The sequence below is a fragment of the Bartonella sp. AU18XJBT genome (genome assembly GCF_028618595.1).
GTDB lineage: Bacteria > Pseudomonadota > Alphaproteobacteria > Rhizobiales > Rhizobiaceae > Bartonella.
Genome location: NZ_JAQITE010000001.1, coordinates 179,373 through 195,059, shown reverse-complemented (window position 1 = coordinate 195,059; position 15,687 = coordinate 179,373). Strand labels below are relative to the sequence as shown.

The following is a 15,687-nucleotide window of genomic DNA, read 5'->3' as shown; positions in this document are numbered from 1 at the left end:
TTATACCCTTCACGGATATTGTCGCAAAATAGGCTTGAGAGCGTTGAGAGATGTTTCTTTAAACAAGCCTGTGAATATATGCAATCCAATGGCGTTCTGTTTTGCGTGAGGGATGTACCCTATTAAAGAACGCGATAAACAAAAGCGTGCAGCAATACGTAGAATGCAGAATAATATCTTTATAATTTTTTATAAAAAATTATAAAGGAGGGAATATTGTATTCAAAGATTTTTCACAATATATGAGAATAATTAATTATCAATCAGTATGTTATCCCAGATCTTCTATAATTTATAACATATGAGATCTTGTAAAATCAATACTCAACCTGAAATGACCATAATGACATCACATTCCTTCTCCTGACACAAAACGGCGCAACCAAACATAAAGCGCACCTTCTCCGCCATGCTGACGCGCTGCTTGCTCAAATGCATGGACATAATATCGAAACGCTGGTGTTGATAACCAATACGGAACGAATCTATACAAAGCTCCATCGCTCCCAACGGACCGTCCTTTTCCTGTAATCACAAGGACATAACGCAATCCTCTCTGCTGAGAGGATTGTAGAAAATTTTTTAAGAAAAAATAAGCTTCTTCCTGCATATAACCGTGGAGATCAAGACGCGCCTCAAGAGGATAACGACCTTGGGAAATTTTACGATGTGCAACATGATCAAAGAAATGAATCTTTTGTGCTTTTGTAATTTCCCTCTTTTCTCTTTTATTAATCGTCGAGGATTGTTGATTTTTCTGAGATAATGTGGAGATTTGAGTTACAGGCTGTTTTTTATCATTAATATTTGCAATCGTTTCTGAAGCAGAAGAGAGCATCTTACCATGAAGCGGCGTTATCGTACGACAAACCATCTCCCATAAAAGGCGATCTTGTGAAGCCAATAAACCTCTTTTTTGTCTCCATTTACTCGAGGACATTTTAATTTCTCATAAATCATTGAATGCTTATAAAAGAAAAACAAAAAGTACTTTAATTTTCATTTTCTGTAGCAAAAAGCTTCCAGTTTGGATCTGACGATAAACTATTGCGAACAAAAGTCCAAATATCCCTGATTTCTACAATAGCATCAGGATCACCGTCTATACGCTCGCCCTGTTCATTGTAAGTAACAGAAATCATCTCACTGACAATACGTATTGTTAAAAGTTCATCCTTTTCTTGTATTGCCGCCGCAACAAATTCAATCTTATTAATTCCAACAAAAGTGAACTCTATTCTTTCTTTATTTTTTTCTCGTTGCTCAATAGCTGTACAAAAGCTCTCAAAAACATCCTGACACAGCAAGCTTTTAAGTTGATTACGATCACCTTTGGCAAAAGCTGTTACAATCATTTCATAAGCAATTTGTGCACCTTTTATAAAAAATTGAGGAGAAAAATGAGGATCAATTCTATGCAATTCCCGCAAATTTTTATTCAAAATACTCCCCTCCGGTGAAATTTTATCAATTTCACTAAAGTCGTCTTTTTGTGAATTTTTATGATGAGGGAACGAAACAATATTATCAGCAGTTTCTGCTTCAACCTGTTTTTTAGAACGACGTGAATAAGGATCAAAGGGAGGCTTTTCAAACCCAATTCGTTTCCCTAATACATTACGGAGTTGCACAAAAATAACAACCATAACAACAAGAGCTATGACAAGTATAACGTCAAATTCCATGGGCGCTGTCAATCTCCAAAGCTTAAATCTCTAATAAACATTGCAGTCAATACCATTTATCAATAAATATGTAAAATAAGGAATCCTACCATTCAAATATTTTTATAGATTTTATATTAAAAGGAGTGCTCTTAAGAATTTCTCCCCACCTCATCCAGAAGGAAATTTTCATGTGATAAAACTTTATTCTATAAATCCTCGTTTTTTTGTTGTTATCTTTCTTTGCATTCTTTTAATCGAGATTGCTGGTTTTATCTTTGTTGGTCAAGAACTTGGTATTTTGGCAACTTTGAGTTTGGTTATTCTCACAACCATAGTTGGGGTTGTTTTATTGCGAATTCAAGGGTTTAGCCTTTTAAAAAATATACAAACTGAACTTATCCAAGGACGCACATTACAGAATAATATTATTAATGATGCTTTCATCATGTTTAGTGCAATTTTACTTATTCTTCCTGGCTTTGTAAGTGATCTCTTGGGAATATTACTTCTTATTAAACCAATTCGCTCTGTTGTTTGGCATTTCTTTACATCATTAAAAAACAAAATGAATCCCAATACTAAAAGAAAACATGACTCTGAAAAAATAATTGATCTTAAAGCAGAAGATTACACAATTCATGATACGACAGAATCTCCATGGCGCAAAAATGATGATAACCATTGAAATGCCTAAAAAATCTGTAACAAACTAAAAAAATATTCAAGATAAAGAGCGCATTTCTTGCAACCTTTTGCAAGGCGTGATAACCAATTCGGACTTTAGATCTAAATAAATATACATATTATAATGAGAGAGGTTCGTCGTATGGCCGAAGGTGAAATGAATAACAGTGGTGGAGAGCCGGTTTTTGCTGTATTAACTCAATATTTAAAAGATTTATCATTCGAAAACCCAGGTGCTCCTCGTTCATTGCGTGCACGTGAAAAGTCACCACAAATTGATATCAATATTAACGTCAATGCTAACCCAATTGGTGATGACAATTATGATGTCGTTTTGTCTCTCTCCGTCAAAGCCAATGATGAAACTGAAACCTTATTTCATGTAGAACTGATTTACGGTGGTGTTTTCCACCTTAAAAACATTCCACAAGAACATGTGATGCCATTGGTCTTTATTGAATGTCCCCGTCTTTTATTCCCATTTGCTCGCCAAATTATATCTGATGCTACTCAAAATGGTGGTTTTCCACCTTTGTGGATTGATCCTATTGATTTTGCAGCACTCTTCCAAAAGCGTCTTGCTGAAGAACAAAAAGACAGTCAAATACAGCCCTCTTAAAAAATTTATTCTTTTGCTATCATAAAGCCCCTGGATATATTATTGGTATATTAGGGGCTTTTTTCATTTAGACGACTTTTGCGGCATGATAAGCCGCAAGCATTGCGATATTGACAACATCTGTATCGCTTCCACTAAACGGTACAATTTGGACAGATTTTTCCAATCCAATTAAAATAGGGCCAATGATGGTTGCTTCACCAAGTTCTTGTAACATTTTGCTTGCAATGGAAGACGCATGATATCCCGGCATAACCAAAATGTTAGCGGACTCTGTTAATCCCATAAATGGATATTGCTGCATCAATTTGGAATTGAGTGCCACATCAGCACTCATTTCTCCATCAAACTCAAAATCAACTTTGCGTTCATGCAAAATATTAATCGCATCCTGAATTTGCTGCGTCGTTTGCCCTTTCATATAACCAAACGTAGAAAATGCTAAAAATGCTACCCGTGGTTGATATCCAAATCCACGTACAAACGAAGCGGTTTGTTCCGCTATATCCGCAAGTTCTTCAGCATTAGGATTTTCATAAACAGCTGTATCCGCAATAAACACAGTTCTTCCACGGCAAATGGCCATTGAGATACCAATCAATCGTTCTTTTGGTTTTTCATCAATTGCACGACGTATATCAATCAGCGCTGTTTCATAATTGCGTGTCACCCCTGTAACCATTGCATCAGCATCTCCTAGTGCCACCATACACGCAGCAAAATAATTGCGATCATTATTGATACGACGATGACAATCACGCAACAGCCAGCCTTGACGCTGCATCTTTTTATAAAGATAATTCGCATAAGCATCTGTACGGCAAGAAAGCTTAGCATTCATAATAGAAATACCTTCACGCTCCAGATCAATTCCAGCGATAACAGCCGCTTCTCTTACTTGCTCTTCACGACCAACCAAAATCGCTTGTCCTAATTTTTGATGAACATAGGAAACGGCTGCCCGCATAACTTGCTCTTCTTCACCTTCTGCAAAGACAATTTGTTTTGGCGCTTGACGAACATGGTTATAAACCCCACGCATCATCGAGGAATTAGGATCTCGTCTCGCATTCAAGTCGCGCTCATAGGCCTCTAAATCATCTATGTTCTTTTGCGCAACACCACTTTCCATTGCTGCTTTTGCTACCGCTATTGAAACAACCGTTAATAAACGCGGATCAAAAGGAACAGGGATGATATAATCAGGACCAAATTTTAATCGCTTTCCATGATAAGCTTCTGCAACGCTGTCAGGCACTTCTTCATGCGCTAAATTGGCAAGAGCCTTTGCCGCAGCAATCTTCATGTATTCATTAATAACTTTTGCACGCACATCAAGCGCACCACGAAATATATAAGGAAAACAGAGAACATTATTAATCTGATTTGGATAATCGGAACGTCCTGTTGCGACAATGGCATCATGACGCACTTGCATAACCTCTTCCGGCGTAATTTCTGGATCGGGATTAGCCATAGCAAAAATGATCGGCTGGGGTGCCATGGATCTTACCATTTCAGGAGTAAGAGCACCTTTAGCAGAAACACCAAAAAATATATCTGCACCTTCCATTGCTTCCATAAGCGTACGTTTATCTGTTTGAATAGCATGCGCAGATTTCCACTGATTCATTCCCTCTTTGCGGCCTTCATAGACCACACCCTTTGTATCACATAATATGATATTTTCGGAACGAAAGCCCATCGCTTTAATCAATTCAATACAAGCAATCCCGGCAGAACCAGCACCATTACAGACTAACCGCGTATTTTGCATATCGCGCCCTGTTAAAGTCAAAGCATTGAGAACACCAGCAGCAACAATAATTGCTGTACCATGTTGGTCGTCGTGAAAAACAGGTATATTCATCACCTCGCGTAGGCGGCTTTCAATTATAAAGCACTCAGGTGCCTTAATATCTTCAAGATTAATTCCACCAAAAGAAGGTTCTAAATGACGCACCAAATTGATAAAACTTTCTGTGTCGTTTATATCAATTTCTAAATCAATGGAATCAATATCCGCAAAACGCTTAAATAGCACTGCTTTGCCTTCCATGACCGGTTTAGAGGCAAGGGCCCCTAAGTTGCCTAACCCTAAAATAGCTGTACCATTTGAAATAACAGCAACAAGATTTCCTTTTGCTGTATAATCATAAGCTAGCGCTGGATTTTGAGCAATTGCCTTAACTGGAACTGCAACACCTGGTGAATAAGCAAGTGCTAAATCATGCTGTGTTGCCATAGACTTTGTTGCAACAATCTCAAGCTTTCCTGGTCGACCACGACTATGAAAATCTAGAGCTTCTCGTTCGCTCGCACTGTAAACAGTTTGAGACATTTTCTGATCCTGCTCGCTTTTTTTCATCTCACTTTATTTTCTCCAAAAACAGTGTAAATGTTGCTTGATAATGCGTATAGTCATTAAATTTGATTCATATATTAGAAATCGCTATTCTTGCCTTAGCAAATCTGATGATGCGTTGCAATTTAGAGATAAATAGATATTGAAGTAAACAAAAAAGAGTAAAAACTTCACTTAAAGGAAACAGGCATCGTACAAATGGATAAAAAAAACAACCATAAAAATAATTTAATTCCACAGCCTGCCTCCTCATCTTCTTCCTCTCAAGAACGTCTGACACCTATGATGGAGCAGTACATAGAAATCAAAGCCGTCCATCATGATTCCCTTCTCTTTTACCGAATGGGGGATTTTTATGAATTATTTTTTAATGATGCGATTGAAGCTGCTCAGGCTTTAGGAATCACACTCACAGCACGCGGAAAACATTTAGGACAAGATATTCCTATGTGCGGTGTTCCCGTTCATGCTGCTGATGATTATTTACAAAAACTGATTGCTTGTGGTTACCGCGTTGCTGTTTGTGAACAAATAGAAGATCCTGCTGAAGCAAAAAAACGGGGCTCAAAATCTGTTGTTCGGCGGGATGTTGTTCGCCTTGTAACACCTGGAACGATAACAGAAGAAAAACTCCTTGATCCAACACGCGCAAATTATTTGATGACACTTTCCCGTATAAAAACTAGCGATGGAGAGGAATTTGCTCTTTCTTGGATTGATATCTCAACAGGCATATTTCGTGTAACAGAAAGCCGCCAAGAAAAACTTTTAGCAGATATTATGCGTGTGGATCCACAAGAAATCATTGTCGCTGATTCATTTTTTCATGATAAATCTCACAAATCACTTTTTAATATTCTTGATCGTATCTTTTCACCTCAACCTGCTTGTCTCTTTGATGCACTGACTGCTGAACGCGATATTTGCAATTATTTTAAACTCTCAACTCTTGAAGGCGTTGCCGATTATTCACGTTCAGAACTCTCTGCAATTGTAGCTGCTATTCGTTATATCGAAAAAACACAAATCACGCATCGCCCTCCCCTCATGCAGCCTGAGCGCCAAAATGAAAGTGCAACTCTTTTTATTGATGCCGCAACCAGATTAAGCCTTGAGCTTATTCGTACGACATCAGGTCAACGGGATGGAAGTTTATTAAAAGCTATTGATCGCACTGTAACAGGAGGGGGATCACGCCTTCTCATTGACCGCCTTATTGCTCCCCTCACCACTCCTTCAGCTATTGATACGCGTTTGGATTCTATCGATTTTTTTCTACGTAATCCTTCTCTTGCAGAAGCGATAAAGCTTATTTTAAAAGGGGGACCAGATATGCCCCGCGCCGTTTCACGTTTGGCTCTTGGACGAGGAGGTCCCCGTGATATGGCAACAATTCAGCGCGGCTTTGAAATCATTCGTGAATTGCATCAACTTCTTGATAATGAGCTTCTGCCTCAAGAAATAAGTGATGTACAACAGGTGTTCTCAAACTTACCCACAGCGTTATACTTTCATTTAGAACAAGCATTAGCTGATGACCTTCCACTCCTTAAACGTGATGGTGGTTTTATTCGTTCAAATTATCATGAAGAGCTCGATGAAATGCGTGCTTTACGTGATGAATCGCGCCGTGTCATTGCTGAACTTCAAGCGCAATATGCTCAAGAAACAGATATTAAGACGCTTAAAATAAAGCATAATAATATTCTAGGTTATTTCATTGAAGTAACCAGTACACAAGCATCTGCTCTTACAAATAATCCACAAGCTAAAGCACGTTTTATTCATCGGCAAACAATGGCAAACGCTATGCGTTTTACGACAACAGAGCTTGCTGACCTTGAAAGCCGTATTGCTCATGCTGCCAATCACGCATTGACACTTGAACTAGAGATTTTTGATATTCTCGTTCAAGAAATTACCGAACAAGTTGATTTTATTCGTAAAGCCTCTGAAGCACTTGCTATTTTAGATGTCTCTGTCGCTTTAGCATATCTTGCTGAAGAACAAGGATATTGCCGCCCTAAAATTGATCTTTCACTTACCTTTCATATCACAGCAGGGCGCCATCCTGTCGTCGAGCAAGCACTTCGCAAACAAGCAGCAGAACCTTTTATTGCCAATAATTGTGATCTCTCTGTACAAGAAAATCAGCAATATGCAGCAATTTGGCTGTTGACAGGACCTAATATGGGTGGAAAATCAACTTTTTTGCGGCAAAATGCTCTTATTGCTATTATGGCGCAAATGGGGTCCTTCGTTCCAGCGACTTCAGCACATATTGGTGTCGTTGATCGCTTGTTTAGTCGTGTCGGAGCTTCCGATGATCTTGCACGGGGACGCTCAACCTTTATGATGGAAATGGTTGAAACAGCAACGATTCTCAATCATGCTAGCCACCATTCCCTTGTTATTCTTGATGAAATAGGACGTGGAACATCAACTTTTGATGGACTTTCTATTGCTTGGGCTGCTGTTGAATATCTCCATGAAGTTAACCATTGTCGTGCTATTCTGGCTACCCATTTTCATGAAATGACTGCTCTTACCGAAAAACTTGACAGACTACATAATGTAACCATGAAAGTCAAAAATTGGGATGGTGATGTAGTTTTTCTTCATGAGGTCACACCAGGAGCTGCTGACCGTTCCTATGGTGTACAAGTCGCAAAACTTGCTGGACTTCCCCCAGCCGTTATTACACGAGCAACAGATGTACTCCATCAATTAGAACAAGGTGAAATGGCCGGAAAAGGACATAAACTCATTGATGATTTACCACTCTTTTCTCTTAAAGCAACATCTTCTAGCAATGAAGCAAGAAACAAACATTGTGTACTTCACGAAGCTTTAAAAAATATTCATCCCGATGAACTCTCTCCAAAACAAGCTTTAGAAGCAATTTACCACCTCAAACAGCTTGAAAAGAGTAACCCTTTATAGAAAACAGATGTTATTTTTTATTAAAAAGCTTTCTTAATAGGAGATAAAGTATCCCTTTTTGATAGGCTACAGCACAAACTGTTGTTTACCGTATTCCCATCGCTTTTCTACACAAATATATTTTGATAAGTGTAATGCACATAGAGGCAAAATCCTATGCATTATATTTCATATTTCCTTACATCAATATTGTCCCGTATACGAAAAAATGGCCAAGATCGACTATTTTTACAAAATAGTCTTTTTTTGTAAAGGTTGTCATGAAATCTCCTCCACCTTGCAAATACGCAATATTTCATGAATTATGCTTTTTTACAATCAATATTGTTGTTATCGTAGCAACATTTAGTTTAAAGCTGTCGGCGTTGGGATGCCACCCCATTTTGCATAATAAATTCATGGATAATGGGTCTCGCATTTTCTTCACATTTTAAGTTATAAAGAGTTCTTTTACTGTTTTTATATGAACCATATAATCAGATATATCACAGAAGCATTTTATTTTCCTAAACATCCTTTGAACTCCTTCCCGCACCTCAAAGGATAAGGATTTTCATTCGAATCAAGTCTGCAAACAGTCCAAATTCTAAGGAATTTACCTTGACTTCCTAGTCATGTGATTCACTTAAACTCAAAGCTTTACAAACAAGTTTAAGAATATTCACCACGCACTAAAATACTTAATATATTAACGAGGATGCCATATATCACAGCCCTAAATAGCAGTGTTTTACGGTACAGCAAGATAATGCCACCAGTACAATAAATATCTTTCATAAATATGAGTAACAAGAAATCGTAATTTCGTATAAAATTGGAATATGATATGAAAAGTAATCAGACCATATCTATCTTTATCTGTCTTACCTAGCTGCTAAAATAAGCAATCCTCAGCAGCTTTTAGTCGTATTGATAGCTTTTTAATCATACTGATCATGACTCGAAATATTCTGATAAGTTCATAAACTCATAAAATAATTAGCTTAGAATATCGTGTAAAAGATGCAAAAAAATCAGAGTACTATCTCTATTCATCTCATCAAATATTACGTACTGCACCTTTTGCAGCAGATGTAGTCATCGCTGCATAGGCTTTGAGAGCCTTTGAAACTTTACGCTGACGCTTCTCACTCGGTTGCCAAGCATCTTTTCCTTTTGCTTCCATCTTAGCACGGCGCTGCTTCATCTCAACATCATCTACCAACATATGAATTCTACGATTTGGAATATCAATTTCTATGATATCCCCCTCTTCCACCAACGCAATTTCTCCTCCTTCAGCAGCTTCTGGTGAAATATGTCCTATCGAAAGCCCTGAACTTCCCCCTGAAAAACGTCCATCTGTAACAAGTGCACAAATCTTTCCTAATCCTTTAGATTTGAGATAACTTGTTGGATAAAGCATTTCTTGCATTCCAGGTCCACCACGTGGACCTTCATAACGGATTAAAACAATTTCACCTGTTTTAATCTTATCAGTTAATATAGCTGAAACAGCTGAATCTTGGCTTTCAAAAATTCTTGCCGGACCTTTAAAAGTTAAAATTGATTGATCAACGCCTGCTGTTTTTACAATGCAGCCATCTTTTGCAAGATTTCCATAAAGAACTGCCAATCCTCCATCTTGTGAATATGCATGTTCCCTATCACGAATCACACCTTTTTCACGATCAAGATCAAGAGTCTCATAGCGACAAGATTGGCTAAAAGCTATCTGTGTTGGAATACCACCTGGAGCGGCACGATAAAATGCACGAACTGTTGGTTCATTAGTTTGTTTCACATCCCAACGGTAAAGAGCTTCTTGCAACGTTTTTGCGTGAACCGTATAAGTTGACGTATCAATAAGTCCTGCCGCATCCAGTTCCCCTAAAAGCCCCATAATACCACCAGCCCGATGAACATCTTCCATATGTACATTCGAAACAGCAGGAGCAACCTTACATAAAACAGGAACACGGCGTGAAAGATGATCAATATCCGTCATGGTAAAATCCACCTCACCTTCTTGCGCCGCAGCTAAAAGGTGCAATACTGTATTGGTTGATCCCCCCATGGCAATATCAACGGTCATTGCATTTTCAAAAGCCTTGCGTGAAGCAATAGAGCGCGGCAAAACTGCTTCATCATCTTTTTCATAATAACGCTTAACCAATGCAACAATCTGTCTTCCAGCTTCTTCAAAAAGCATCCGTCGATCTGCATGTGTTGCTAACATTGATCCATTTCCGGGAAGCGAAAGCCCCAATGCTTCCGTTAAGCAATTCATGGAATTAGCCGTAAACATTCCTGAACAAGAACCACATGTAGGACAAGCAGCACGCTCCATTTCAGCAACCTCTTCTTCTGAATTTTGTTCTGAAGCTGCTGCAACCATGGCATCGACCAAATCAACCCTTAGATCTTGATCCTTCCATTTAATCTTACCTGCTTCCATAGGACCGCCTGAAACAAAGATTGTCGGAATATTCAACCGTAAAGCAGCCATTAACATACCAGGCGTAATTTTGTCACAATTAGAAATACAGACAAGTGCATCCGCACAATGTGCATTAACCATGTACTCTACAGAATCAGCAATGATTTCACGTGAGGGCAAAGAATAAAGCATTCCATCGTGCCCCATCGCGATTCCATCATCTACAGCAATGGTATTAAATTCTTTCGCAACACCACCGACAACTGCTATCTGTTGTGCGACTAATTGCCCAAGATCTTTTAAATGGACATGCCCTGGTACAAATTGTGTAAAAGAATTCGCAATCGCAATAATGGGTTTACCAAAATCAGTATCTTTCATCCCTGTTGCACGCCAAAGTCCGCGGGCTCCTGCCATATTACGCCCGTGGGTCGATATTCTTGAACGGTAAGAAGGCATTATTTTTTTCCCCTCAAATAATTCCATTTTGCTTGTTGTGCTGTAACTTCATTATAAAAACAAGAGCTTTAATATTCAAAAGAGAAAAATACCTTGTACTGAGGCATTTGAAGCACAAAATTAAAAACTCTGCATAAACTTTTTCATAAGGCCTTTGTTTTTATTACCTGTTAATCAACATCTAATCCCTGTGCAATTCCACATTTGAGACAAATATCAAAACACTTCAGTGTGGCACGAACTGTTCCATATTTTTGTATGCCAGATTTGGTAAGTATATTGCATCTATCTGTTTGCGTAATTTCTGAAACAAGAAGACAGCCTCATTTGGAAAGAATATAAGGAATCATGGTAAAAATCTATTAACTCCTTACAATTCAGCTTTACACCTTTCACAAGTATTCATAGCAATATCTTTTAAATAATGATGACGCATTATCTCATGCTTTTTTTACACTCCTCAATGGAGTTACTTCCCTTAGGAAGAACAGAACACCCCAAACAAAATATACTTGTATAGCCTTCATGGCTTATTTTAAAGAAACATCTTTCAATGCACTCGAGCTCATTTCACGATAGCGCCTATGAATGGTATAAAAGTCCCCGTGAATAATATAAATCTATGGAGGGCATCTTCACACTTATGAAAAAGCAAACGAGCACCATCATACATTTTTCTCATCCCCAATATTGTGAACGCCCTTGGTAATTAAGACAATTCACACGAGATATTTTTATTCCTTTCTTCAAGTGTGTTTATCCACACGGTTCTTCATGCTTATGACATACAAGCAAGTGACTTTAATTGTTTTAATATAAGAGGATCTAAAATGAGAGAACTTATGATTTTCGGGACTCTCATTCCAGTTGTAAAAAATTAATTATGAATATAAGTCAATACTTATCTGATTATAACTTACATTACACCCTTTACGAAAAAACAGATAGAATTTACAAAGAGTACAACTTTTTGTCGTAAGGTAATCTAGTGCAGAGTTACAATTTGTAGTTCATGCTCATTGGCTCCAGCAAGGGCAATAGAACGCTCATCGGATAAAATGAGAGGATAACCTGTTTCACCAAAGAGAGCCCATATCGTAATGCCTGGAGTCATTGGTGGAAGATCTGGAAAGTTTTTAGCCAAATCATCTGTACAAACTTTTTTTAAATAGGCAATCTGTCCCGCATCAGAGTGGGACGTGTTCTGAAACGACAAGTTTTGTTTATGTTCTCCCATTTCACTGTTCCTTTACGCCTTAACTTTTATGACACACCACTACTGACTTTAATTGGAATCTGTTTTATTTCTTTTTTTAATTTTGGTTGATACAGATTAATTGATAAAAGACCATTTTTCAACTCTGCATTTGTAACATGCATCCCTTCCGCGAGAACAAAGGTTCGCTGGAATTGTCGCGCAGCTATACCACGATATAAATATTGATGATTTTGGTTGTCTGTTTGTTTACCATGAATAACCAATTGATTATCATCGAGCAAAATATTAAGATGGTTAACCTTAAATCCTGCAACAGCCAAAGTTATCCGGATATGATTTGCGTCATCATTTTTATGTAAACGTTCAATGTTATAGGCTGGGTAAGCCTCATCAGCTTTACCGATACGTTGCAATATTTTTTCTACGGTTTCAAACCCTAAAAGAAAGGGATTGGAGAAAGGTGTCACATGTGTCATTCATGAGTATCCTCTTTAAAACGGCTTACTTGACCAAACTCTATAAAAGTGTTCGCTGCATTCCTCTCATATGGCGAGCGTAAATGATAACTTCAAGAGAGAAGATTTAAGAGAGTTCAATGCCTCAAAGTACCATAAAATTGTCAAAAGTGCGAAATTTATCTGGTATATTATATAATGAAAATGAAATTGCAGAAATATTTCGCCGTTTTTCTGTGCAGCGCCCAGCGCCTAAGAGTGATCTTATCTATACAAATATTTTTACACTTTTGGTTGCCGTTGTGCTTTCGGCTCAAGCGACAGATGTAAGCGTTAATAAAGCGACAAAAGAATTATTTCGCCTTGCTGATCAACCGGAAAAAATGGTTGCATTAGGAGAAGAAGAAATAGCACATCATATCCGTTCAATTGGTCTTTGGCGAGCAAAAGCACACAATGTTTATGCACTTTGTAAGTGCTTAATTGATTGTTATGGCGGTCAAGTACCTGATACGCGTGAAGCACTTATGGCCCTTCCTGGAGTGGGGCGCAAAACGGCTAATGTTATTTTGAATGTTGCTTTTGGTCAGCCTACATTGGCAGTAGATACACATATTTTTCGCTTAAGCAACCGTCTTGGTTTAGCACCTGGCAAAACACCAGAGATTGTTGAGAAAAAATTATTAAAGATTATACCAATCCATTATCTTCGTGATGCGCATCATTGGCTGATTTTACATGGACGCTATATTTGCCAAGCACGTAAAGTACAATGTGGGCAATGCATTATTGCCGATTTATGTAAAGCAGCCATCAAAACAAATGCTATTCCGGCACCTTTAGTTGAGCTTCAAGGCAATGGAGCGCCGATTTTTTTGTAATACGGCCTTGCTATTTTGTGTATAGTGGCTTATGGAAACACTATTAGAACCGCCCGGCAGGGCATGCCGTGGCTGTTTAAATGCTTGTTCAAGCGTTGGTCCGCTTGAGTGAATAGAATGTTTGATTGAATAAATTAATGTATGGAGTAGCAAAATGCCCAAGATGAAGACCAAATCATCCGCTAAAAAGCGGTTTAAAATCACTGCGTCAGGCAAAATTAAAGTAGCAGCTGCCGGTAAGCGCCACGGTATGATTAAGCGTTCGAATAAATTTATTCGTGATGCGCGTGGAACAATGGTTTTGTGTGAACAAGATGCTAAAAAAGTCATTCAGCATTATTTGCCGAATGGTGTTTAAACCTTACGCTTTTGATTTTGAGGAGATTATAATATGGCACGTGTGAAAAGAGGTGTGACAGCACACGCTAAGCACAAAAAAGTTCTTAAACAGGCTGAAGGTTTTTACGGTCGTCGTAAAAATACCATTCGTGCGGCTAAAGCAGCAGTTGATCGTTCAAAGCAATACGCTTATCGTGATCGCAAAAATAGAAAACGTACTTTCCGTGCTTTGTGGATTCAGAGAATTAATGCTGCTGTTCGCGCAGAAGGTTTAACTTATGGACGTTTTATTGATGGCTTATCAAAAGCCGGTATTGAAGTTGATCGTAAGGTTCTTTCAGATATAGCAATCCACGAAGTGGAAGCATTTTCTGCTTTAGTAGCTTCGGCAAAAAAGGCTTTGGAATATTTAAAAGATACGACACCTAATGCTTTCGAAGGCGCTGTCAAATAAGCCAGTCGTGTTCTCTTAAAGCATTCATTTATTCGAGGTCCCGTGCTGGCTATTGCAAGTGCGGGTTTTTCTTTATTAAAAAATAGGCAAAAATATGAATGATATTGAGCGTCTGGAACAAGAAATTTGTTTAGCTTTAGAGGCAGCAGGTGATGAACAAGCACTTGAAGAAGTGCGTATTGCAGCATTGGGTAAAAAAGGTAGCATCTCTGAAAAATTAAAAGCATTAGGAAAAATGGATGCTAGCGAGCGCCATAAAGTTGGACCAGTTCTTAATGGATTAAAAAATCGTATTTTAGAATTATGGGCACAAAAGCGTGATCTTCTGAAAAAACAGGCAATGGATGCCCGTCTTTCTCGTGAAACGGTTGATGTTACCTTGCCTGTTCGCTCTTCACCTATAGAACGGGGACGCATTCATCCTATCTCACAAGTGATTGAAGAAATTATTGCCATTTATACGAAGTTGGATTTTTCTCTTGCAGAAGGACCTGATATTGAAACAGATTATTATAATTTTACGGCATTGAATTTTCCTGAAGGGCATCCAGCACGAGAAATGCATGATACCTTCTTTTTTGATGTCGATAAAATGGGAGAACGAAAATTATTGCGGACCCATACATCACCTGTACAAATTCGCACACTAGAAAAACAAAAAGCACCGATACGGATCATTGTTCCTGGAAAAACTTACCGTATGGATTCGGATGCAACACATTCTCCCATGTTCCATCAGGTGGAAGGTCTTGTCATTGATAAAACCTCCACCATTGCCCATATGATGTGGTTACATGAAACCTTTTGTAAAGAGTTTTTTGAAGTTCCCTCTGTAAAAATGCGTTTTCGTCCCTCTTTTTTTCCTTTTACCGAACCATCTATGGAAGTGGATATTCAATGTGATCGTTCTGGTTCAGAAGTCAAGTTCGGAGAAGGACAGGATTGGTTGGAAATTTTAGGATGCGGAATGGTGCATCCTCATGTGTTAAAAAATGTTGGTTTAGATCCCGATGAATATCAAGGCTTTGCATGGGGAATGGGCATTGATCGTATTGCCATGTTAAAATACGGTATGCCTGATTTACGAGCTTTTTTTGATGCTGATCTGCGTTGGTTAGACCATTATGGCTTTCGTTGCTTTGATATGCCTGCTTTTTTTCCTAATAGAAATGTGTGATCTTAG

The 15,687-nt window shown here is 38.3% G+C and carries 13 protein-coding genes; 7 read left to right on the top strand and 6 right to left on the bottom strand.

Annotated features, from left to right (window positions below; translation table 11 throughout):
* Window positions 1–349 precede the first annotated feature (349 nt).
* Complete coding sequence (locus tag PVV60_RS00720) at window positions 350–940, bottom strand: Smr/MutS family protein (RefSeq protein WP_273722454.1); 591 nt, start codon at window positions 938–940, stop codon at window positions 350–352.
* A 52-nt stretch (window positions 941–992) separates the two neighbouring features.
* A complete protein-coding gene (locus PVV60_RS00715; RefSeq protein ID WP_273722490.1) occupies window positions 993–1,685 on the bottom strand; it encodes a Tim44/TimA family putative adaptor protein in 693 nt (230 codons plus the stop codon).
* A 172-nt stretch (window positions 1,686–1,857) separates the two neighbouring features.
* On the opposite strand from PVV60_RS00715, the gene PVV60_RS00710 reads away from it, so the two are divergent.
* Together PVV60_RS00710 and secB are read left to right on the top strand one after the other, a co-directional pair.
* On the top strand, window positions 1,858–2,352 hold the full coding sequence (locus tag PVV60_RS00710; RefSeq protein ID WP_273722453.1) for an FxsA family protein: 495 nt from the start codon (window positions 1,858–1,860) through the stop codon (window positions 2,350–2,352).
* A gap of 141 nt (window positions 2,353–2,493) precedes the next feature.
* The gene (gene secB / locus PVV60_RS00705) at window positions 2,494–2,970 is read left to right on the top strand and encodes a protein-export chaperone SecB (protein WP_273722452.1); all 477 of its coding nucleotides are present in this window, start codon (window positions 2,494–2,496) and stop codon (window positions 2,968–2,970) included.
* Between the two features lie 67 nt (window positions 2,971–3,037).
* Here the strand turns inward: secB and PVV60_RS00700 are convergent, their stop codons facing one another.
* On the bottom strand, window positions 3,038–5,338 hold the full coding sequence (locus PVV60_RS00700) for an NADP-dependent malic enzyme (protein ID WP_273722451.1): 2,301 nt from the start codon (window positions 5,336–5,338) through the stop codon (window positions 3,038–3,040).
* Window positions 5,339–5,533: 195 nt separating this feature from the next.
* Here PVV60_RS00700 and mutS point away from each other — a divergent pair, with 195 nt between their 5' ends.
* Window positions 5,534–8,278, top strand: a complete 2,745-nt coding sequence (gene mutS / locus PVV60_RS00695; protein ID WP_273722450.1) for a DNA mismatch repair protein MutS — start codon at window positions 5,534–5,536, stop codon at window positions 8,276–8,278.
* Between the two features lie 1,039 nt (window positions 8,279–9,317).
* On the opposite strand, the gene ilvD is transcribed toward mutS, so the two are convergent.
* From ilvD to PVV60_RS00680, 3 genes are all read right to left on the bottom strand, one after another.
* Complete coding sequence (gene ilvD / locus PVV60_RS00690; protein ID WP_273722449.1) at window positions 9,318–11,156, bottom strand: dihydroxy-acid dehydratase; 1,839 nt, start codon at window positions 11,154–11,156, stop codon at window positions 9,318–9,320.
* A 985-nt stretch (window positions 11,157–12,141) separates the two neighbouring features.
* Window positions 12,142–12,393, bottom strand: coding sequence for a DUF1150 domain-containing protein (locus PVV60_RS00685; protein ID WP_273722448.1), 252 nt, complete (start codon window positions 12,391–12,393; stop codon window positions 12,142–12,144).
* 26 nt (window positions 12,394–12,419) lie between these two features.
* The gene (locus PVV60_RS00680; RefSeq protein WP_273722447.1) at window positions 12,420–12,851 is read right to left on the bottom strand and encodes an Hsp20 family protein; all 432 of its coding nucleotides are present in this window, start codon (window positions 12,849–12,851) and stop codon (window positions 12,420–12,422) included.
* Window positions 12,852–12,970: 119 nt separating this feature from the next.
* Here PVV60_RS00680 and nth point away from each other — a divergent pair, with 119 nt between their 5' ends.
* The 4 genes from nth to pheS all read left to right on the top strand — a co-directional run bounded on the left by nth (window position 12,971) and on the right by pheS (window position 15,681).
* The gene (gene nth, locus PVV60_RS00675; RefSeq protein WP_273722446.1) at window positions 12,971–13,711 is read left to right on the top strand and encodes an endonuclease III; all 741 of its coding nucleotides are present in this window, start codon (window positions 12,971–12,973) and stop codon (window positions 13,709–13,711) included.
* Between the two features lie 154 nt (window positions 13,712–13,865).
* Window positions 13,866–14,069, top strand: a complete 204-nt coding sequence (rpmI, locus tag PVV60_RS00670) for a 50S ribosomal protein L35 (RefSeq protein WP_273722445.1) — start codon at window positions 13,866–13,868, stop codon at window positions 14,067–14,069.
* A 33-nt stretch (window positions 14,070–14,102) separates the two neighbouring features.
* On the top strand, window positions 14,103–14,504 hold the full coding sequence (gene rplT, locus PVV60_RS00665; protein ID WP_273722444.1) for a 50S ribosomal protein L20: 402 nt from the start codon (window positions 14,103–14,105) through the stop codon (window positions 14,502–14,504).
* Window positions 14,505–14,598: 94 nt separating this feature from the next.
* Window positions 14,599–15,681: a phenylalanine--tRNA ligase subunit alpha gene (gene pheS, locus PVV60_RS00660; RefSeq protein WP_273722443.1), complete on the top strand. Its 1,083-nt coding sequence runs from the start codon at window positions 14,599–14,601 to the stop codon at window positions 15,679–15,681.
* Window positions 15,682–15,687: the final 6 nt, after the last annotated feature.

Coding starts and splice junctions, on each gene's coding strand:
- PVV60_RS00720 (WP_273722454.1), bottom strand. CDS start 940: ATGTCCTCGAGTAAATGGAGACAAAAAAGAGGTTTATTGGCTTCACAA.
- PVV60_RS00715 (WP_273722490.1), bottom strand. CDS start 1,685: ATGGAATTTGACGTTATACTTGTCATAGCTCTTGTTGTTATGGTTGTT.
- secB (WP_273722452.1), top strand. CDS start 2,494: ATGGCCGAAGGTGAAATGAATAACAGTGGTGGAGAGCCGGTTTTTGCT.
- PVV60_RS00700 (WP_273722451.1), bottom strand. CDS start 5,338: ATGAAAAAAAGCGAGCAGGATCAGAAAATGTCTCAAACTGTTTACAGT.
- mutS (WP_273722450.1), top strand. CDS start 5,534: ATGGATAAAAAAAACAACCATAAAAATAATTTAATTCCACAGCCTGCC.
- ilvD (WP_273722449.1), bottom strand. CDS start 11,156: ATGCCTTCTTACCGTTCAAGAATATCGACCCACGGGCGTAATATGGCA.
- PVV60_RS00685 (WP_273722448.1), bottom strand. CDS start 12,393: ATGGGAGAACATAAACAAAACTTGTCGTTTCAGAACACGTCCCACTCT.
- PVV60_RS00680 (WP_273722447.1), bottom strand. CDS start 12,851: ATGACACATGTGACACCTTTCTCCAATCCCTTTCTTTTAGGGTTTGAA.
- nth (WP_273722446.1), top strand. CDS start 12,971: ATGCCTCAAAGTACCATAAAATTGTCAAAAGTGCGAAATTTATCTGGT.
- rpmI (WP_273722445.1), top strand. CDS start 13,866: ATGCCCAAGATGAAGACCAAATCATCCGCTAAAAAGCGGTTTAAAATC.
- rplT (WP_273722444.1), top strand. CDS start 14,103: ATGGCACGTGTGAAAAGAGGTGTGACAGCACACGCTAAGCACAAAAAA.
- pheS (WP_273722443.1), top strand. CDS start 14,599: ATGAATGATATTGAGCGTCTGGAACAAGAAATTTGTTTAGCTTTAGAG.